The following is a 21,940-nucleotide window of genomic DNA, read 5'->3' on the forward strand; positions in this document are numbered from 1 at the left end:
TCTTCGTTCGACTTGCATGTGTTAAGCACGCCGCCAGCGTTCGTCCTGAGCCAGGATCAAACTCTCCAAGATATCTTGAAGCTATTTGAATAGCTCATTCGTTTTTGTTGTCGCTACTATTAAGTAGCTTTGAATTATGGTTGGTTTTGACTATGTCAAAACCCGCACTCTGGCATATGTTCAATCATATGATTGATTACCTATCATTGTTCAGTTTTCAAAGATCTGTTACGTTAGTTCTGCGCCCTAACGACTTGTATAGTATATCAATCTAACCTTAAATCGTCAACCTCTTTTCCAAAGATTTTTTCAACCGATTTTTGATTAAATTTATACTCACAATCATAACCAAAATCTCTAAAAATAGAGATAGAAAACTCACAAACCGAAGTTTGTGAGTTTTAATTTGGTGACTCACCCGCGACTCGAACGCGGGACACCCTGATTAAAAGTCAGGTGCTCTGCCAACTGAGCTAGTGAGTCATGTTGGCAGGGGTGGCTGGGATCGAACCAGCGCATAACGGAGTCAAAGTCCGTTGCCTTACCACTTGGCGACACCCCTACAGTGATTACGATGTGTAGGTTATGGGGTGAGTAGTGGGGATCGAACCCACGCGTAACGGAGCCACAATCCGCCGTGTTAACCGCTTCACCATACCCACCACCTTGTAGGTATCGAAGACATTGTCTTCGTAACAAAGAGAATTATATCTTTTCTAGAGATTTGTGTCAACACCTTTTTCTCAATTTCATTAATTTTTACAAACGAAACTTTTAATTGTGTTATCTCTAATATAAGCCCTTTAATCCCCATATAAATAAGGAAGCACTATCGGAAACTTTCATTTCACAAATTGTGCTCCCCCATTATACATATTATTTACTTAGTTGGCAAATAATTTTTTACAAAATTTGGCAATGCAAAAGCAGCCTTTTGAATATCCGCATTATAATACTTAGTTTCAAAGTTTTGTTCACGGTTTGGAGTCCATGTTAGAGGATCAAATGTTTTGGAACCCAATGTAAAACAATGCATTCCTGCAGGATAGATTGGAATAAAAGCTGTATATAAGCGAGCAATTGGGAAATGGCTATTAACGTAACCAAAAACTTTTTCCACTAATGGTTGATGTAACATCGGAGATTCTGTTTGTTGTACAAACAAGCCATCAGCTTTCAAAGCTTTTAATGTATTCTTATAGAATTCTTCTGTAAATAAGCCTTCACCAGGACCGATTGGATCGGAACAATCCACGATAATTACATCATAGTAATCTTCTGCTTCTGCCATGAAACCAATACCATCACCAATTTTTACAGTCAATTTAGGGTGGTTTTCAATCATAGCTTTAGCAATAGTTGGTAGATATTGTTTTGCCAACTCTACAACCTTACCATCGATTTCAACCATTGTTACTTCTTTTACACAATCATGACGTACACATTCTCTAGCTACGCCACCATCACCACCACCGATAATCAAGACACGTTCAGGATTAGGATGTAAGAACAAAGGGATATGGCTCATCATTTCATGATAGATAAACTCTTCACGCTCAGATGTTTGAAAAACACCATCTAAAGCGAGCATCATACCATACTCTTTTGATTTAAAAACTTCAATTTTTTGAAACTCAGATTCCCCAGAGTAAAGCACTTCTTCCGCTTCAGCGCTTAGACGTAAGTGAGGTGTTTGTTCCTCAGTAATCCATTGACTCATGTAGTACCTCCTACTATTTATACTACAATACGCATCGCAAATCACTGCGATGCGTATATATATTACTTTAATTATCCTGTTACTTACTCTTTGCGACTAATGTAACAGAATCCACCACCTAAAATAGTGTCTTTCATCCAATTCGCCAAAGAGAAATCACGAATTTCACCTTCATCAAAGATGCCACAGCGGATATCATCGCCGTCCATAAACATCTTGTGAATCGGAACCCAATGCCAGGTATAGAGAGCCTTCTCTTTTCCTTTATGACGATTTAAAAATGCTACAGGCACATCCTGTGCCAATGCATCATGTATAAACTGAGCTGCAGCCTCCACCTCTACGCGTGATGCACAGAACGGAGATACATTCAACATATGTACATCATAAGATAGGCTTTTATCCTCGAGTAAGCGAGTAAGACCACGTTCCATCCATTGAGTTTTATAAACACCACCACCAAAACGTGGCTTTACATATTTCCAAACTAAGTTCATCCGTTCTAAAGCAAGCGTTTGGTCGGATGTGGTTTCTAGATCTAATAAGCCATCCCTAAATAGCGAATAGCCCAATACTTGTGATGCCGATGTAGGCCCACAACCAGACAAGCGTTGCCACTCATCAGTGAACCACTCTTGGTCATACCCATATGATGTTTTACCATTTACATCGATATATAGCCATTCTGGATGTTTAATAGATACTTCATTCATGAGATTAACCTTCGATTACTTCTACAGTTTCCATGATAGCACCTTGTTGGATACCATCAACTACATCCATACCTTCAATGACTTTACCAAATACAGTATGTACACCATCTAAATGAGGTTGTGGCTCATATACAATAAAGAACTGACTACCACCAGTATTAGGGCCACGGTGAGCCATAGATAAAGCACCGCGCTCATGTTTATGCGGATTGCCAACTAATTCATCTTTAATTGTATAGCCAGGACCACCTGTACCGTTGCCATTAGGACAACCACCTTGTGCTACGAAACCAGGAATTACACGGTGAAAACGAAGGCCATTGTAGAAGCCTTTGTTAATCAAGTCGATAAAGTTTTGTACTGTGCCAGGCGCTTCTTTTTCAAATAATTCAATTACGATATCGCCGCCGTCAGCCATATGGATTTTCGCTTTTTTCATTGTTCAGGTACCTCCAAAATTGTACGCAACACATGTGCTGCTAATATAAAACCTGCCACTGGTGGCACAAAACTACATGTCCCAGGACTTGTGGCATCACCACGGAACTGTGGTTTTGTCGGTTTTTCAGTAGAAAATAAAACTAATTGTTTTTTTATACCCCGTTTTTTGAGTTCCCGACGCATAACGCGTGCCAAAGGACATGTATGAGACTTATTGATATCTACAATCATAAGTTTTTCTGGGTAAAAGCGATTACCTCCGCCCATACAAGAAATAACAGGGATGCTTTCACGTTGACAAACCTCAATGATATTAAGTTTCGCCGTTACCATATCGATGGCGTCAATAACATAATCAACGTTCAAGCTTTGAATAAATCCAGGATAGTTTTCCTCAGTATACATAATATCATGAGTTTCTATCACCACATCAGGATTGATAGAAAGAGCTCGCGCCTTTGCTACCTCTACCTTACGTTCCCCAATCGTATTATGAGTCGTAATCATTTGACGGTTCAAATTGCTAGGCGCTATGGAATCTCCATCGATAATGACGATGCGACCTACACCAGCTCGCACCAATGCCTCAAGGGCACCACCACCTACGCCACCTACACCAAAGAGCGCGATAGACGTGTCTCTTAATGTTTGGATTTTATTGGGACCAACCAACCACTCTAAACGGGTTAACATATATTCCATTAATATTTCCCCGCCGGAATGATTTCTGTCCAATATCCATCTGGATCTGCTATGAAATAAATACCCATATCAGCATTCTCATAAGCAACAACGCCCATTTCTTTATGCTTTTTAAGAGCCGCTTCATAGTCATCTACATAGAATGCCAAGTGGAATTCATTATCCCCCAAATTATAAGGACGATCCCAGTCACGCAACCATGTAAGTTCTAATTCATGTGCTGTATAAGGACTTTTTAAATACACGAGGGTAAAAGCACCGCTTGGGTCTTCCAAACGACGAGACTCCTCGAGCAATAACGCCTCTTTATAGAATGCTAGACTTTTATCAAGGTCTTTAACATTTATATTATTATGAGCAAACGAAAACTTCATAGAACCCCCTTCGTAAATACAGGATGTTTTTGTAGGAATTCTCCTCTTTTTATAGTAACACATTTGGCAAATCTATATCTAGTTTATGATATCTAGTTAATAACAAATTTTGCCGTACTACCGTCGTCACCTCGAGTCACTTCTAAATGAGCAGGTATACGAGACTTTAACTCAGGTACATGAGAAATGATGCCGATGAGACGTCCTGACGATTGCAACTGTAACAATGTTTCCATGGCGAGTTCCAATGTATCTGGATCGAGTGTACCAAAACCTTCATCAATAAACATCGTATCCATATGGATGCCACCAGCATAGCTTTGGATAACATCCGCTAATCCCAAGGCAAGCGCCATAGAGGCCAAGAATGTTTCACCACCAGATAAGGTATTTGCTGGTCTAGATTGGCCTGTAAAAGCATCCATAACCGCCAAATCGAGGCCTTGCTTGCCACGACCACCACCTGTATAGTCGGATCTCTCCAAGGAATATCTGTTGCGACTCATCTTCTGAAGTCGTAAATTAGCAGCATATACAACCTCATCTAAAATAGCCCCCAGCACATAGCGTTCAAAGGTAACATTTTTAAAGCCTTGCTCCCCACCATTAGCGAGATCATTTAATCGGCTTAAGAACTTCACCTTTTCACGAGCCTCACCCATAGCAGTTTCAAGTTCTTCTAATGAATTGAGCGTAGTTTCAATATGCTTTGTTTCTTTATCCCATGCCGCTAAATTACCTACTAGTGTATCCCGATGCTCTACTGCTGTAGAATAAATTTCATCAGTAATACTATCACTTGGCTTAACCATAGTTTCTGTGGCTTTTAATGCCGCATCATATACAGCTTGTGCTTTATTAAAGGCTTCAGTCAAAACGTTCAGCTGTGTTCTATAGATCTCTATCTCTTTAATCTCACGTAAAGACTCTACAAAATCATTCTCTGTTAAAGAAATGGATTGTAATGACTTTGTATAGTTCTTATACATCAAAATAAGATTTTTTGTTTCTTCTTTTACTTGAGAGGACAAAGTTTCTAAGCGTCCGCGTTTGGCATTCAATTGTTCTCGAGCAGTATCTAAATTAGTTTTGCTAACTTTCACCTGCTCATCGTAGAGTGTAATATCACTATCCAATGACTCTAACTGTTTTTGCCATGCAGCTATATCCGTGGTTGGTAAAGTTTTAGATAGAGCATCAATGTTAGCTTGTACTGAGCTAATACGAATTTCTAGGTCGTGTAGATTTTTAAGTAATTCATTATGGGCAAGTTCTAAAGTTGCTAACTTATCTCTAGCTACTTTTAACTCATGTTCATTGTCAGCTATAGTGTTACTCAACAATTCAGACTCACTATGTAAAGCTGTAAGTCGCTCCATTTTAGTCAACAAATCTTGTTGAACAGATGTAAAGTTTTTCTTAGAAAAACCATCCATAGATGACTTAAGTTTGGAACATTGTTCTACTTCTAACTTAGCTAACTCCTTAAGACGAGCATCTAATGTTTTCTGTTGTCCCACTTCGCTAGCTTGCTTTTGCAGTGCCAAGTCACGGGTTTTGCGAGCCTCTTCAATTTCATCCTTAGTCGGATACATCTCCGGCTTAGCTGCTAACCGTGGATGATCTGTAGAGCCACAAACCGGACAAGGCTCATTATCTACAACTAAATGAACTAGCTCAAAGGCACGTCCTTCTTGCATTAGATGCTCTAATCGTTCAAGATGTACCTTTGCAACCTGCAAGGTTTCATCTAAAGACGCTAACATTTGACCTTTATCGTCGATTTCTTTTTGTACCTTATTAATTTCTTCTAGCAATTCAGAATATCTATGTAAATCATTTAGTTGCCCTTGAATAACATTAGCATCCTCTAAGAATTTGTTATTATCTCGTAACTGTTTACGCAAAGCTTCTAAGTCGTTTTCTAAAGTCTTTACAAGCTTCCGTTGTTTAGCTAAGGCATCTTCGCTTTTTTTACTATCTAATTCTTCTAAATTACTCTGTAATGTGGACAATTCCTTTTTCAATACATCTAACTCATTAAACTTCTCTGCTTGTTGTTGAAATTGAGCCAAAGCAGTTCTTTTAGCTTGTATACTTTCAGCTCGACCTTCTAAGTCACTGTATACGTCTAAACATTTAGCCTCATGTTGAGTTGCTAGTTCTACATGTTCTTTCGCATCTGAAAGGGCCTGTTCTAAAGTTTTTAATATAGCTTGTTTCTCAATATATTGTTTATATAATTCATGAGTTGGTGCCAAAGAGTTAAGGAACTGAACCTTTTCGCTTAGATTTACACGCTCAGTTTCCCTTACTTTCACCATGTCAAGTTTCGAAGTAGCCTCAGCAAGAGATTGTTGAGCCTGATTATATAAAGACCATTGATTTCGGAGCACATTAAACTGTTCTACCACGGTTACTGCCTCATCTCGTTCTACCGCGAGAGCATCTCGATGTGGGCCCCGATTTGCTAGTAACTCACGCACATGCTCAATGGTTACCATTGGAGTCGCTCCATCATGAGGGATAGACTGCATAAATGCAGTTTGCTTAGTTAGATTTTCTTCAATACCTGCCTTTGCTTCATCATAGGCAACCTTCAGTGCTTCTTGTAACTTTCGATATAGCTCAGTTCTAAAAAGTGTATGCAGTAATTCCTCACGCTCACTCGTAGAGGCAACTAGCAACTTTCGGAATTCCCCTTGAGGTAATAGCACAACTTGTAAAAACTGATCCTTGCGAAAGCCTATAATTTGCTGAATAGTATCGCGAATAGCGGCAGCTGAGGTAGCAATGACCTTCCACTCACCATCTTTCCGCTCATATACAGTAGCGCTAGCATTCTGTTCACGCATCCCTGTACCACGTTTCTTTGCTACCATCTGTTTCGGTAACCGTTCAACACGATATTGTGCATTGCCAATAGCAAAGGAGAAATCGACACGAGTCATACGATGAGGTTCTGCAAAGTCACTGCGAATAGCATCTGTTTTGCGTACTTCTCCACTCGGCTCACCATACAAGGCATACACTATGGCATCTAAGATTGATGTTTTCCCTGCCCCCGTAGGACCAGCAATGAGAAACATGGAATGGTCTTGAAGCTCATTAAAATCTAAAGTGACCGAATCACGATACGGACCAAAGGCTTCTATAGTTAATGATATAGGCTTCATTTAGTCCTCCTTAAGAATTCGGTCCCATACAGAGTTGATATATTGCTGTTCTTTCTCTGTTAAAGGTTCCTTCCACACAGTTTCTGCAAACTGATTAAATAATTGACGTTCATTTAATTCTTTAAAAACCGCATCGCCCATATCTGCTATTGGTCCTGCCACACGACCAACTAGATCAATGGTCATACAACGATGATATACCTGGCGCAATTTAGCCATTCCATCCATAATCGGCATCGTATCAAGTAAACGGGCTTGCACATAATCATCCCTATGTTTAGCCTGTAATACTTTATCATTTAACAGGTCTTCAAAATAACCTTCCAAAACGACTACATCTCGCTTCGCCTCTACAGGAATCGTACTAATATCTACGTTCCCCTTTGTATCCATATCAATGATGGTGAAAGACTTCTTCTGCATATGTTCATCAAAGGAAAATTTTAATGGAGAGCCACTATAGCGAATATAATCAGCTCCCATTCGTTGAGGCCCATGCAAATGTCCCAAGGCAGTATAGTGAAAGTCTTTAAAGACTTGAGGATTTACCTGTTCACTACCACCTACAGACAAGGTACGCTCTGAGCCCCCTACTTCACCGCCCATGACAAAAGCATGGCTAATGGCGATACTGCGCATCCCCTTAGGCACTTGTTTATACAAGTAGTCGCTCCAAGCCTGATACATTTGATCATAATTGTGAAGATTCAAAGCGCTTTCGCAATTTTGTTCATAACGCTGTGTTGCTATGTCAGCAATTTCAGTATCGGTAGTTTCTGTATTAGTAGACTCTACATCAGCAAATAAAGCCTCCCCTATGCGCCGGGGTTCACTAAAAGGCATAGGGCAAATTGCCACCTTGCCATCGGTCCCTTCAAATTCAAAAGGCTTCAACGCGTGATGAGGAGAACCCCAAATATGAATACCCGATTGTCCCAACATAGAGCGCCCCACTTCAAGACGTTCCGCCCCATCGTGATTACCGCTCACCACAAAGAGAGGCACCTTGTAGTCCATAGCAAGACGAGTAATTATGAAGTCCCACAATTCAATAGCTTCAATGGGTGGCACCGCTCTATCAAAAATATCCCCTGCGAGCAATATGCCATCGATGTTTTCATCTTTCAAAATATTAAAAAACTGATGTTCCAACACATGAGCTTGGTCCTCTGTTAAGTACTGGCCATAAAAAATACGCCCTAAATGCCAATCAGCAGTATGTAAAAAACGCATTTTGTCCCCCCTTTCCAGTTCTCCCTATACCTTACACAATGTATGTATTCAAATGCTAAAACAAGCTGTTAGTCTCATAAGTTTATGGAAATTCAATAATTTTATATAGCTTTAATGGCCTTAATAGTTTTAATAACTTTATGTATTTGCAATAACTAGTATAGCATCAGGTATTCTACATATTTATTATATAACTAAATTAACATCTGTATTTTAATTATTTATTCTCTACGATAGAGCGTAGCATAGAAATTTCCTTTGCGTACCCGTCCAATTCATTTGGTGTTTCCAAATAGAATGGCAAGTTCGTCAATTTAGGATGTGTTACAACGCGAGCAATAGCATCGATACCAATATGTCCTTCCCCAATTTTTTCATGACGATCTTTATGGGCACCCATAGGATTTTTAGAGTCATTCAAATGAATGGCTTTCAAACGATCAAGACCTACAATTCGATCGAACTCGTCAATAACGCCATCGAGATTATGTACGATATCATAACCCCCTTCGTGAATGTGGCAAGTATCAACACACACACCCATGTACTCTTTTAGCTTTACGCCATCGATGATGCGTGCAATTTCTTCAAAACGAGAGCCGATTTCTGTACCCTTACCAGCCATTACTTCCAAGAGGACTGTTGTCTTCATACCTGGGAATAAGATTTCATTCAAGCACGCTACAATGTACTCAATACCTTGATCTACGCCTTGCTTCACATGGCTACCAGGGTGAAAGTTATACATTTGACCTGGCAAATATTCCATACGCTCTAAATCTTCCATCATAGATTGCTTCGCAAAAGCGCGTAAATCCTCTTTGGCGGCACATGGGTTATAGGTATACGGCGCATGTGCCAACAAGGTACCAAAGTTGTGCTCTTTCATATATGCACAAAGGTTATTCATATCCTCTACGTCAAGAGCTCGCATGCCCCCTCCACGAGGGTTACGCGTAAAGTATTGGAAGGTATTGCCCCCAATTTTAGTCGCTTCCTTGCCCATATGTAAATAACCTTTGCTAATTGATAAGTGACTGCCTATTACAAACATAATACTCCTCTATATATGACTATACGATAACTAATATAACCCCTGCCGTGAAGGAGCCCTTCAACAACAGGGGTTATCTATTAATGACTTTCTTTTTTTGCACACTCAGGGCAAACACCTTCGAAGGTAATATGTTGACCTGTGATTTGATATTCGCTACCTTGATCAGCAATCGTTTTGATAGCTTTCAAATCAATGCCCATCATATCCTCTACCTTATTGCAACGAATGCAACGGATATGGGAATGAGCTTGTGTATCCCAATCGTAATGAGCACGCTCATCACCAACTTCTAGAATTTTAACAAGACCGATTTTTTCAAAAATCTCCATCGTCTTGTACACTGTAGCCAAGCTCATGCTTGGATGTTCTGGGCGCAACGTATGATACAACATCTCTGCTGTTGGATGATCATGATGACCACGCAAAGCATCATAAATCGCAATACGTTGTGGGGTTACTTTAAACCCCTGGCTACGCAAAATTTGTGCGATATCCATAATAATCTACCTTTCTCCACTTGGAAATCTATAAGGCATAGGCCATTATCGACCGTTTACAAGAAATAATTATTATTTATTATACCAAAATTCTCAACACTTATCAAGATAAATAGTATTAACTATTAAGTAATAAAAAATGTGGATTGCCCAGAAGCAATCCACATCCTATTAGTCTTTAAAGTAAGGTTTAAACCCTTCACTTTGATGACGAGTTTTTTTCTCACCACGTGGACGATCAGATTTGCGATCATCTCTGCGGCGGTCAACTTTACGGTCATTGCGACGATCACTTCTACGATCATCGCGACTGCGACGTGGACGGTCATCACGACGACGGTCACCATCTCTACGACGATCACCATCACGACGGCGACGATCACTACGACCACTTTCACGACGACGGCGTACACGCAATGGTTTTTCTTCTGTAATATTTACAGGAGTAGTATCTGGTTCTTTTGTTAACAATTTAAGAGCTGCCGCCAAAAGTGTTACAGAATCTGTATCATTCAACAATTCCTCAGCACTAGATTTGAAAGGCGCCAATGCTTCTAGATTATCTGTCATTTCAACGAGACTTTCAATTGCCAAACGTTGTTGACCTTCAAGAACTTCACCTAATGAAGGTGCACGACGACGTGCAATTTTACGTTTTGTTAAACGCTCGATAGCATGTAAATGCTCCATTTCACGAGGGATAACGAACGTGAAAGCTTGACCTGCTTTACCGGCACGACCTGTACGACCTACGCGGTGTGTGTAGCTTTCAGGATCTTGAGGCATATCATAATTATATACGTGAGATACGCCAGAAATATCAAGACCACGAGCTGCCACATCTGTAGCCACGAGAATATCGATGGTACCTTCGCGGAATTGGCGAATTACGCTGTCCCGTTTTTGTTGAGACAAGTCGCCATGGATGCCTTCCGCCATGTAACCACGTTTCTTAAGACCTTCTGTCACTTCATCAACACGACGTTTTGTACGCGTAAAGATAATAGCAAGTTCAGGTGTTTGGATATCAAACAAACGACAAAGAACATCGAATTTTTGACGGTCTTGCACTTCGATATAGTATTGTTCGATCAAGTCCATCGTAACTTGAGTCGGTTTCATGCGAATCAATGTTGGCTCTGTCAAATATGTTTCAGCTAATTGTTGGATAGCTTTAGGCATAGTTGCAGAGAACAACAATGTTTGATGGTCTTCTGGGATAGCACCCAAGATTTTATTGATATCATCAACAAAGCCCATATTTAACATTTCGTCGGCTTCGTCCAATACCACAACTTTCACATGGTCAAATTTAATAGAACCACGGTCCATATGATCCATCAATCGGCCAGGAGTGGCAACGATGATTTGAGGATTCTTTTTCAAGGCACGGAACTGACGATTAATATCTTGACCACCGTAGATTGGCAGTGCTGTGATATTCGTGTACTGAGCCATTTTGTTAAGCTCTTCAGCTACTTGAATAGCTAATTCTCGTGTAGGGGATAAAATAACTACTTGAACGTGACGCTCATTCCCGTCTACGCGTTCCAATACAGGCAAGCCAAATGCTGCTGTCTTACCAGTACCTGTTTGAGCTTGACCAATCATGTCTTTACCGCTCATGGCAACTGGGATAGCTTCCTGTTGAATTGGCGTAGGCTCTTCAAAGCCCATATCGTTTAACGCTCTTAGAACAGGTTCGCTAATCATTAATTGTTCAAATTTTTCTAACATCTAAATGTGTTTCCTCCTATCGCGCACGAACTATGCGCATTTAAACAGTATATCATATTTCGAGGGCGAGCGCTATAAAAGTAATTCTGAATCTAAGCTAAATAGGATTTCTTTTTCCCTTAAAATGTTCAATCAACACAATTCCACCTGATACACATAACAAAACAAGATATGACAAATGAATAGGCATATACAAGCATTCAACAAGAACAACCCATAGAATCAAAATTAATTTAGAAATCCATTTCGTTCTTATTTTATCAGCGATCATAAATATAGATAAATTGATATTTATTTTAATGATTATCGCAGCAATAATAACCAATGTCGTAAATTCTTCTCTATAATCAGTCAGTTCATATAAGGGATATAATAAATAACTTAATAAAACGCTAAGTATTATTAAAAACCAAATATTGAGTCCCTTTAAAAGTTTAGATTTACTATAGTAAAATACGCCAACTAAAAGAAAGAGTAAAACACTAAGTAATATTCCTATAATTAATAGATAATCAAAATGAATCATAGTTTATCCTGTCCTTTGACCATTTTCTAAATAGAATTTCTTGTAAACTATTCATGGTTAACATTTTACTTATTTAAACCTGATTCATAAAAAACATGCCCTACCGCAGATATACTTAACAGATAAATGTCTAATACAGTTATACATCGCTATATATTTATTCTATTTACTTAAATATTGCTGTAGGGTTTGATTTTCTAACGGCCCTAATTGTAAAGCCTTCCGATTTTTAATTGCATCAATGGTTAATGCTTCAAAGGTAACTTTATCAAAATCAGAAAACTCGTTAAAGGAATTAAACACTATGAATCGTTGATTTAGTAAGTTAGTTAATACCTCTATGTCTTTCGTTCTTACTTTATTTAACTCATTTCGTGCATAAGATTCATATCTCTCATCACCTGCATTATTCTTGCTAAACCGACCTATATCAAGATTATCAGAATAATAGCTATATATAGCCTTCTGATAGAAATCAATTTTAGTCAATTTCCCGAATTCAAAATTATAATAAGCATTATTTCTTAAAATATGCTCACTTCCATACTTACCAATAATAGTCCCTGTAGAAAGATCTACTATATCATTATGCTTAATCAAGTCTTCCTTTCTATACGATACATAGAAAGGTAACTTTATAGTATATCCAGCGTTTGGACCTGTATATCGTTTCTCACTATCATAAAAGATCTCATGCCATATATCTCTATCACTTTCATCAAGACTAGAAATATTAGGGTATAACTGATCAAGACTTACATTAAATTGTGTTTCTTTAGAATCTATCCGAGGAATGAAAGTATTATATTTATTAAGATTTTTATTCCAAGCATCTAGTAAACTTACATTCTCATCAAAAATACCAATACCGTCTAACGTTATGTAATAAAGTTTATTATCCACCTCATGAACAGCAACTACATTATCAGCAATCTTACGGTTTTCATTGCCATAATATAATCCACTCTCTTTAAGATCACTTAAATAAATCAAACTATTTTTAAAGTCACCACTTGCCAAGAAATATATCAATACTCCCAATATGAGTATATAAAGCACTACTATTATGCCAACAATATATCCAATCCATTTAATTACTCTCTTCAAATTCATAATAGCCCTCTATAAATAACACGATTTTATATGGCTACAATTATAACATACACTATACTTTTACATATAATAGACTATTGTTAAGTACAAAAAAGACACCTCTTTCGGGCTACTTCTTTATTATGATTTATTGAGAGGTGTGTGGTATTAATCAGCTATATGAGTAAACATTTAATTTAGATATAATATAATTAAAATAGTGTACTCCAAAATGTACTCCAAAATTCCACCAATAAATTAAACAATGCCTGTTAAGCAATTACGATTTACTAAACTTCCTAAAGTAGTATAAAAGGAATATACAATGAAACCTTTTACCCTAAAACGATTTATATTATTGCCACTGATTATACTATCCCTCATACTAACAACGGGTTGTCATCTTCTCTCACATTATAGTAAAGATGAAGTACAACAATATATAAATGAGGATTATCCTAATCTAACATATCACTTGGAATCTCATAGGAACAATAGATGGCAAGTCACCTTTGACAAATATCCACAAATGCCCATTGAAATATCTGAAGCCTTACATACCTCTGCACCTGTTGTACCACAAGTTGAGCGAATACTGATAACCAACATCCCGTTAATAACTGCATTTCCATTAATGAAGAATTATCTAACAGCAGAGGAATTATCTTATGCCACATATGATACATCTTCTTTGTATATTGAAATGCCTATCCCCTATTCAGCCATACAAAACCAAGATGTAACAAACTTTTACAATCGAATGGATCAATTCTGCAAAGAATATGCAACAACATATCCAGACTTCAAAGAAGATATATATATTAGAGTTATTATAAAACCTTCTGATGGTTCTAATGCACCAGAAGAGTATAGAAAAATATTCCGTCTATCTCAATATTAGTAAAAGAGGCACCTCATTCGAGGTGCCTCTTTGTTATAGTTTATTGGAGAGATTGCTATTTTATTAGTCTAAGTCATAGAACCCAGATGGTTTGTCGCTCAAGTTTACGATGATGTTTTTCATTTGAGTGTAGTGCTCAAGAATAACTTTGTGAGTTTCACGTCCGATACCGGATTGTTTGTAACCGCCAAATGGAGCGCCTGCAGGGATAGAGTTATATGTATTTACCCACATACGTCCTGTTTCGATACCGCGAGCTACGCGGATAGCACGGTTGATGTTTTGAGTAAATACGCCACCACCAAGGCCGTATAAGCTGTCATTAGCTTGTTCAATAACTTCTTCTTCGCTGTGGAATTTGATGACAACAGCTACAGGACCGAAGATTTCTTCGCGAGCTACACGCATATCATTTGTAGCATCTACAATAAGTGTAGGTCTTACAAAGCAACCTTTACCAAGTTCGCCATCAGTAACACGTACACCACCGGCTACAACACGAGCTCCTTCTTCTTTTGCAAGGTCTACATAGCTCAATACTTTATTAACTTGATCTTCGTAAATTAAGGAACCAAGTTGTGTAGATTCTTCCCAAGGCAAACCAACTTTCACCTTATCGAATAGTGCGGCAAGTTCAGCTACGAATTTATCGTAAATTGTATCTTGTACGAAGATACGGGATCCTGCGCAACATACTTGACCTTGGTTGAAGAGAATGCCGAGCATTGCTCCGTCAAGAGCTTGTTTCCAGTTCGCATCGTCAAAGAAGATATTCGCAGATTTACCACCTAATTCCAATGTGGCAGGAATCAAGCGTTCAGATGCTGCTTTATATACATCTAGACCTACCTCTGTAGAGCCTGTGAAAGCAAGTTTACTGAAACCTGGATGATCGAGGATATATTGACCGGATTTAGAACCTTTACCAGTTACGATGTTTACAACACCTGGCGGCAAGATTTCTTTCAAAATATCGCCAAGTTCTAATAAGCTAAGAGATGTGTGGCTAGAAGGTTTGATAACAACTGTACATCCTGCTGCAAGAGCTGGAGCCAATTTCCAAGCGGCCATTAGGAATGGGAAGTTCCAAGGTACAACTTGGCCTACAACGCCAATTGGTTCGCGAACGATAAGGCTTAATGTATTTTCATCAAATACTTGTGCAGAACCTTCTTCGGAACGAAGCACGCCTGCAAAATAACGGAAATGGTCAGCCCCAAGTGGGATATCCACATTCAATGTTTCGCGGATAGGTTTACCATTGTCGTATGTTTCAACTTGCGCCAAATGTTCTTTATGCGCATCGATAGCATCCGCAATTTTTAACAAATAATCGGCACGTTCTACTTGAGATACTTTTTTCCATGTTTTGAAAGCTTCTGTTGCAGCCTCTACAGCTTTATCAACATCATCATTCGTCGCCTCTGCACAGATAGCGAGTTGTTCGCCATTAGCAGGGTTATATACATTAAATTCAGCACCATCAGATGCCTTTACCCATTCATTATTAATTAAAAGTCCATATCTTTCTTTAAGGTTCAAGCTCATTGCATTACCTCCTCTTTAGGAATATGATTTAGGAATTCCCCCTCTTTGATTTCATCATACTCCTCATATCTAAAATTTTCAATCAGATATATTATTTTCGATATATCTATTCTGCATTAATATACATAGATTTTAGCTATATAGAAAAACCACACCCTCTAAAACCATAGAGGGTGTGGTTTTTAGTATAATGACTTTTAGTCAAGAATGACTATCATTTAAAATCTATTAATGTAGATTAACTAGACTTCTATTAAATTATGAATTACGACGACTCCCATTATTACGAGAGCCATTATTGTGATTCTCATTTTGACGTCCACCATTATTACGGTTATTATTTCGGTTATCATTATTTCGAAGCTGACCGTTATTATTTCTATTACGGTTATTATCGTTATTCTTCGGTTTTTCTGGTTGTAATGCTTTTACAGACAAACCGATGCGATTGCGTTTTACATCAACAGAAATGATTTGAGCTTCGATAATATCACCTACAGCAAGCACATCAGATGGATGTTGACGGCTGTTGCAAAGCTCGCTGCGATGTAATAAACCATTCGTTTTAAGACCAAAGTCTACGAAAGCTCCGAAATCAACTACGTTATGAACAGTCCCTTTTACAACGGTGCCTACTTTAATATCTTCTAGGCTCACTACGTGCTTTCTAGTAAGCGGAGCCGGTAAATCTTCCCGAGGATCACGACCTGGTTTAGCAAGAGCCGCCAAAATATCTCGAACAGTCGGCACGCCCGCATCAAGTTTGGTAGCCATTTTCTCAGCATCTACAAGAGGTAATTTAACTTGCAACGCTTCTAATTGAGATTTATCTTGCAAATCTTCTAAGGAAAAGCCTAACTCACCAATGATGCGCTCTGCCAATTCATAAGACTCTGGATGGACAGATGTATTATCCAGTGGATTTTTACCATGTTGTAAGCGCAAGAAACCAGCACATTGTGTAAAGGCGGCAGGGCCTAAACGAGGCACTTTTAGCAATTCCTTACGGCTTTTAAACACACCATTCTCTTGACGATATGAAACAATATTCTTAGCCACCGCACTAGAAATACCAGCAACATGCTGCAAGATAGCTGGAGATGCAGTATTTAGCTCTACCCCAACGTGATTTACTACAGTTTCAACCACTTGATCCAAGGTATGAGTCAATTGTTTTTGGTTTACGTCATGTTGATATTGACCTACACCAATAGATTTAGGATCGATTTTAACAGATTCAGCCAATGGATCTTGCACACGGCGTGCAATAGATACAGCACCTCGAATGGTTACATCTAAATCTGGTAACTCATCGATAGCTAATTTAGATGCAGAGTATACAGATGCACCTGCTTCATTAGTGATGATATAGTGGCAATCTAATGTTTCCTCTTCAATCATAGTAGACGCAAATTGCTCTGTTTCATAGGATGCAGTACCATTACCGATAGATAAAAGAGTAACCTTAAACTTACGGATTTTATCAGCCAATACCTTTTGAGCTTCCTTGCGAAGCTTTTCACTATTTGTTAAATAGTACGCACCGTAATCGAGCACATTGCCTTGTTGATCGATAATCGCCATTTTACAGCCAGTACGGTAACCAGGGTCAAGGCCCATGATAACATGTCCAGTCAATGGTGGTTGTAACAATAGATTTTTAAGATTTACACCAAATACCTTGATAGCTTGCTCGTCCGCATTTTCCGTCAATTCATTGCGAATTTCACGCTCTAAAGCTGGGAAAATAAGACGTTTGTACGCATCAGCTACAGCAGCCGCTTTATACTCTGCGAAGATCGACTTCGGATTTTTCTCTAACTTTTGTAACATATAAGCAATATAGGTGTCACCTGGTACAGTTAGAGCTAATTTCAAAGCACCTAATTTTTCACCGCGATTTACCGCCAAGATACGATGGGACGGCATTTGACGTACGGGCTCAGCATATTCAGCGTATTGCAAGAATTGTTGTTGTTCTTCCTCTTCACCGCTCAATTCAGCTTGAATAAAGCCTTCATTCCACATCTTCTTACGCAAGTACGCCCGGAAGTCTGCACTATCGCTGACGATTTCCGCTACGATATCAGAAGCACCTTGTATGGCATCCTCTGGCGTAGGAACCTCTTCTGTTATGTATTCTTTTGCGATCTCTAACGGATCACCAGAGATAACTGTATCGTTAAGAATCATTTCCGCTAACGGCTCCAAGCCACGTTCACGGGCAATCATGGCGCGCGTACGTTTCTTAGGACGGTACGGTAAATACAAATCCTCTAACTCTTGAAGCTTTGTTGCCGCTTCTAAGCACTTCATCAACTCGTCGGTCATCTTTTCTTGCTCTGTAATAGATGCAATGATTTCTTGGCGACGTGTTTCCAAGTTGCGCAAATATTTAATGCGTTCTTCAATGGTGCGCAATTGCTCATCTTGCAATTCGCCCGTCACCTCTTTACGATACCGTGCGATAAATGGCACCGTATTGCCTTCGTCCAACAATTCTACCGCAGCTTGCACCTGCTTTGGCTTAACATTTAATTCACTGCCAATAATGGCAAACATTCTTTCACTCATTTAGATGCCTTTCTGCGATAGGTTACAAAACGATGAGGATATTTGTTCTTTTCATCCACCGCGCCGTCTACTACGGATTCAATGGTGAAAGCCTCCTCAGAAAACTCAGGGAAAAATGCATCCCCATCAAATTCGTGGTCTACTTCAGTGATATACATAGTATCTACGTAAGGTAGAAAGGCCTCGTATACTTGAGCCCCACCAATAACGTAGGCCGCATCAAGAGCACGTGCTGCTTCAGCAGCCGCCTCAGGGCTATGGAAAATCTTAACACCTTCTGGTGCATCAAAGCCTTTATCACGAGTAATTACCCAATGCTCACGATTTGGCAACAAGAACGGTAAGCTTTCAAAGGTCTTACGGCCCATGATGATAACATGGCCTGTTGTTTTTTCCTTAAAGAATTTCAAATCATTTGGCAAATGCCAAATCAAAGTATTATCTTTACCGATTACACGATTATGTGCTACGGCTACGATTAATGCTAACATACTGCCCTCTTTCGGTTAATACTATATGGCAACAGTCATAAGTTATGCTATTTAACAATGGTTATGAACACGATACTATATAGCAATAGCCATACATATTATGCTATTTAACAATTGTCATAAATACTATGCTATACAGCAACAGTCATTGATAATTTACCAAGGTGCTCATATCCATCTAAGGTTATATCCTCTGGTGTGAAGTCATAGAAGTCTTTTACCTCAGGATTCACGATAATTTTTGGAGCAGGCAACGCTTGATTGCGACGTGCTAATTGCTCACGCAATGCCTCTACGTGATTTTCATAGATGTGGGCATTGTTGATAACATGTGTAAATTTACCTGGTTTTAGACCGGTTACTTGAGCAATCATACATTGTAATGCCGCATATTGAGCCGTGTTAAACGGAACGCCAAGCCCCATGTCACCACTGCGTTGGATGAGCATGCAGTTCAAGTAACCATCCCCTACATCCCATAAGGTTTCATACGCACATGGTTGCAACGCCATGTCATCTAAATCTTCAATATTCCAAAGGGTTACAATCATTCGGCGACTATCAGGATCTTCTTTAATAGTTTTGATGAGCTTGTCTAATTGCTTATACTTCGCAATTTGGTAGCCGTATGCTTTACCAATAGTACCATCCTCACGCATCCATTCATCCCACACGTGCACATTCATTTCTTGCAATTTGCGTACGTCATTGGACTGCATTTGCCAAATCCAAAGTAATTCTTTTACAGCCGTTTTGAAAGCTACAAATTTTGTAGTCAAAATCGGGAATTCCTCTTGCAAGTTAAATTGCATGATTTGTTGAGGCAATTTGTACGTTGCGATTCCTGTACGGTTTTGACCATAAATACCATGATCTAAAATATTTTCAATAATACCGAGGTATTGTGTATCTGCTAAGCTCATATATCCCCCTAAATCTATTTATAATAAGCCAAATAATACTAACTTATATCTTACTAATCTTACTAAAACATATAGTACTATCATACTAAAAAATATATGGTACTACCATATATACAGTAAAATTTATCATCCCTTATATTCTGCAATGGCCTGTAAAAAGGTAAGTCCATATTTTTTCAATTTTGCTGTCCCTACGCCTTTAACATTGCCAAACTCACCTAATGTTGTAGGTCGTAAATTTGCCAAATCTATGAGTACTGTATCAGGGAAGATAAGATACGGTCTAAGGCCCGCTTCTTCAGCCAAGCGCTTGCGATGTTGCCGCAAATGTTCAAATAAACCGCCCGATGTAGGACTAGATTTTCCTCGTGCCACAGAGGTAGCAGATTTACTGTTGCGAGAAGGCACAGACACATGTTGTCTGATTTCCTCTACCTCTTTACGACCTGCTAACACTTCCTCGGCACCAGCCGTTAAAGATAACACAGGATATTTTCCCGTCGAACTGCGCAAATAGCCAGATGCTACAAACTGTTGAATAAGTCCTTTAATAGATTTTTCATCTACATTGCTCAGTAAACCAAAGACAGGCAATGCATCATGGCCAGCACGCATAATCCGATCCGTTCGCTCCCCGCGGACAATAGAGGTTATCATTGATGCCCCATATCGCTCATCAGTGCCCATAATGGCACGAAAAATAGCCTTTGCTTCTTTCGTAACATTGACCTTATCAGCAGAGCCCTTACAAGAGCTACAATTATCACAGGTTGTCCAAATGGTGCTTTCACCAAAGTAATTAAGCATATATTTACGCAAGCAATTACTACAGAAACAGTAATCAATCATGGACTGCAATTTGCGTAACTCCACATTTTGTCGTTCCGGCGTTTCAATGGACTGTTCAATTAAATACTTATGAACCTGCACATCCTGTCCACTATAAAGCAAGATACATTCAGCAGGTGCCCCATCACGTCCAGCTCGTCCTGCCTCCTGATAATAGGACTCCATATTACGCGGCATTTGATAATGTAGCACATAGCGTACATTGCTTTTATCAATGCCCATACCAAAGGCATTCGTCGCTACCATAACCTGTAATTTATCGTCTGCATAGGCATTCTGCATTTCACGGCGCACCTCGTCGTTGAGTCCTCCGTGGTAATGACCAGCTTTGATGCCCGCACGGGTTAAATTTTCATAAACCCGATCTACATCCTTGCGCGTTGCACAATAGATAATACCATTTTCATTCGCGTGTTCTCGCACATAATGGACAACGTAATCCATCCGCTTCGGTGTGCGGATGACAGAGAAGGATAAATTAGGCCGATCAAAACCCGTCACGTATACATTAGCCTTATCTAGGCCTAATAATTTTTTTATATCATTTTCTACATATTTCGTCGCCGTCGCCGTGAAAGCCCCCACGATAGGTCTCTTTGGCAATGAATTGAGCCACTCTCCGATAAGTCGATAAGACGGTCTAAAATCATGGCCCCACTCAGAGATACAGTGAGCCTCATCCACGATAACTTGAGCAATCGGTAACGCTCGCAGTACATTACAGAAAAAATTAGAGCTCAACCGCTCTGGCGCAATATATAAGAGTTTAATCTTACCACTACGTACTTCGTACATGGTTTTATTAAACTCTGCTTGGGTAAGCGTACTATTGATAAGTGCCGCTGGTATATTCTGTACTAAAAGACCATCCACTTGGTCTTTCATAAGAGAAATGAGAGGAGAAAACACGATAGTCAAGCCCGCCTTACAGAGCGCAGGAATCTGGAAACAGATAGACTTTCCAGCCCCTGTCGGCATGATTCCAATTACATCTTCGTTCCTCAACAAGGATGCAATAGGAGCCTCTTGAGCCGGTCTAAAGGAGGTATACCCAAAGTAGGTCTCCAACATACGCAACGCTTGTTGTTTCGTCACAATTTGATGCGGTTTAGGTACTTCATGCTTAGTGCCTACTTGTTGTTCCATAAGGTCCTCCTTTCACGTTCCAGAAATGTAAATATTAATCTCGATTACTACTGACCAATATTTCGTATACCCAATACGAAATATCGTTTTTCCATTCTTCTATTTTATCATATTTTGTTCGGTATGGGGCTTATTAATATATGATTTCATAAGTAATCAGCTAATGCGTATCTCTAAAATATATAGCCTAAATTAATATAGGAATCTTATTGATATCACCAATTTTTTACCCTCTAAAGT

18 protein-coding genes, 3 tRNA genes and 1 rRNA gene are annotated in these 21,940 nt (G+C 39.2%); 1 reads left to right on the plus strand and 21 read right to left on the minus strand.

Features of this window, described 5'->3' with window-relative positions:
- From E6X37_RS08995 to E6X37_RS09070, 16 genes are all read right to left on the minus strand, one after another.
- Positions 1–72: ribosomal RNA gene (locus tag E6X37_RS08995) — 16S ribosomal RNA — on the minus strand; the annotation flags it as partial.
- A gap of 335 nt (positions 73–407) precedes the next feature.
- A tRNA-Lys gene (locus E6X37_RS09000) sits at positions 408–483 on the minus strand.
- A 4-nt stretch (positions 484–487) separates the two neighbouring features.
- Positions 488–562: transfer RNA gene (locus E6X37_RS09005), tRNA-Gln, on the minus strand.
- A 24-nt stretch (positions 563–586) separates the two neighbouring features.
- Positions 587–662 (minus strand) — tRNA-His (locus tag E6X37_RS09010).
- Positions 663–880: 218 nt separating this feature from the next.
- Positions 881–1,720 (minus strand): polyamine aminopropyltransferase, encoded by an 840-nt coding sequence (speE, locus tag E6X37_RS09015; protein WP_004695340.1) that lies wholly within the window; start codon positions 1,718–1,720, stop codon positions 881–883.
- An 83-nt stretch (positions 1,721–1,803) separates the two neighbouring features.
- Entirely contained in the window at positions 1,804–2,433 is a 630-nt protein-coding gene (locus tag E6X37_RS09020) for a hypothetical protein (protein WP_004695338.1), read from the minus strand.
- A gap of 4 nt (positions 2,434–2,437) precedes the next feature.
- The gene (locus tag E6X37_RS09025; RefSeq protein WP_004695336.1) at positions 2,438–2,872 is read right to left on the minus strand and encodes a peptidylprolyl isomerase; all 435 of its coding nucleotides are present in this window, start codon (positions 2,870–2,872) and stop codon (positions 2,438–2,440) included.
- Entirely contained in the window at positions 2,869–3,576 is a 708-nt protein-coding gene (locus E6X37_RS09030) for a tRNA threonylcarbamoyladenosine dehydratase (RefSeq protein ID WP_227037432.1), read from the minus strand. Before E6X37_RS09030 ends, E6X37_RS09025 begins: the two co-directional genes overlap by 4 nt.
- Positions 3,576–3,950, minus strand: coding sequence for a VOC family protein (locus tag E6X37_RS09035; RefSeq protein WP_004695332.1), 375 nt, complete (start codon positions 3,948–3,950; stop codon positions 3,576–3,578). The genes E6X37_RS09030 and E6X37_RS09035 overlap by 1 nt, the downstream gene beginning before the upstream one ends.
- 92 nt (positions 3,951–4,042) lie before the next feature.
- A complete protein-coding gene (locus E6X37_RS10415; RefSeq protein WP_316689756.1) occupies positions 4,043–7,126 on the minus strand; it encodes an SMC family ATPase in 3,084 nt (1,027 codons plus the stop codon).
- Complete coding sequence (locus E6X37_RS09045; protein ID WP_287526890.1) at positions 7,127–8,359, minus strand: exonuclease SbcCD subunit D; 1,233 nt, start codon at positions 8,357–8,359, stop codon at positions 7,127–7,129.
- A gap of 217 nt (positions 8,360–8,576) precedes the next feature.
- Positions 8,577–9,413, minus strand: a complete 837-nt coding sequence (locus E6X37_RS09050) for a deoxyribonuclease IV (protein ID WP_287526893.1) — start codon at positions 9,411–9,413, stop codon at positions 8,577–8,579.
- An 80-nt stretch (positions 9,414–9,493) separates the two neighbouring features.
- Positions 9,494–9,913 carry a Fur family transcriptional regulator gene (locus E6X37_RS09055; RefSeq protein ID WP_004695325.1) on the minus strand — a complete coding sequence of 140 codons (420 nt, stop codon included), beginning with the start codon at positions 9,911–9,913 and terminating at the stop codon, positions 9,494–9,496.
- 171 nt (positions 9,914–10,084) lie between these two features.
- Positions 10,085–11,650 carry a DEAD/DEAH box helicase gene (locus E6X37_RS09060; RefSeq protein WP_287526896.1) on the minus strand — a complete coding sequence of 522 codons (1,566 nt, stop codon included), beginning with the start codon at positions 11,648–11,650 and terminating at the stop codon, positions 10,085–10,087.
- A gap of 97 nt (positions 11,651–11,747) precedes the next feature.
- The gene (locus E6X37_RS09065) at positions 11,748–12,176 is read right to left on the minus strand and encodes a phosphatase (RefSeq protein WP_195394836.1); all 429 of its coding nucleotides are present in this window, start codon (positions 12,174–12,176) and stop codon (positions 11,748–11,750) included.
- Positions 12,177–12,338: 162 nt separating this feature from the next.
- Positions 12,339–13,289 (minus strand): hypothetical protein, encoded by a 951-nt coding sequence (locus E6X37_RS09070; protein ID WP_287518781.1) that lies wholly within the window; start codon positions 13,287–13,289, stop codon positions 12,339–12,341.
- Between the two features lie 304 nt (positions 13,290–13,593).
- On the opposite strand from E6X37_RS09070, the gene E6X37_RS09075 reads away from it, so the two are divergent.
- Entirely contained in the window at positions 13,594–14,169 is a 576-nt protein-coding gene (locus E6X37_RS09075; RefSeq protein WP_287518783.1) for a hypothetical protein, read from the plus strand.
- A gap of 63 nt (positions 14,170–14,232) precedes the next feature.
- On the opposite strand, the gene E6X37_RS09080 is transcribed toward E6X37_RS09075, so the two are convergent.
- The 5 genes from E6X37_RS09080 to recQ all read right to left on the minus strand — a co-directional run bounded on the left by E6X37_RS09080 (position 14,233) and on the right by recQ (position 21,700).
- Complete coding sequence (locus tag E6X37_RS09080; protein ID WP_008602634.1) at positions 14,233–15,717, minus strand: aldehyde dehydrogenase family protein; 1,485 nt, start codon at positions 15,715–15,717, stop codon at positions 14,233–14,235.
- Between the two features lie 258 nt (positions 15,718–15,975).
- Positions 15,976–18,291 carry a Tex family protein gene (locus E6X37_RS09085; RefSeq protein ID WP_316689758.1) on the minus strand — a complete coding sequence of 772 codons (2,316 nt, stop codon included), beginning with the start codon at positions 18,289–18,291 and terminating at the stop codon, positions 15,976–15,978.
- Positions 18,288–18,782 (minus strand): dihydrofolate reductase, encoded by a 495-nt coding sequence (locus E6X37_RS09090; protein ID WP_156697444.1) that lies wholly within the window; start codon positions 18,780–18,782, stop codon positions 18,288–18,290. The genes E6X37_RS09085 and E6X37_RS09090 overlap by 4 nt, the downstream gene beginning before the upstream one ends.
- Before the next feature lie 131 nt (positions 18,783–18,913).
- Entirely contained in the window at positions 18,914–19,705 is a 792-nt protein-coding gene (locus E6X37_RS09095) for a thymidylate synthase (RefSeq protein WP_287526905.1), read from the minus strand.
- A 126-nt stretch (positions 19,706–19,831) separates the two neighbouring features.
- On the minus strand, positions 19,832–21,700 hold the full coding sequence (recQ, locus tag E6X37_RS09100; RefSeq protein WP_195394840.1) for a DNA helicase RecQ: 1,869 nt from the start codon (positions 21,698–21,700) through the stop codon (positions 19,832–19,834).
- Positions 21,701–21,940 lie beyond the last annotated feature (240 nt).

This window comes from Veillonella parvula (genome assembly GCF_032550495.1).
In the GTDB taxonomy this organism is placed as follows: Bacteria; Bacillota; Negativicutes; order Veillonellales; family Veillonellaceae; genus Veillonella; species Veillonella parvula_G.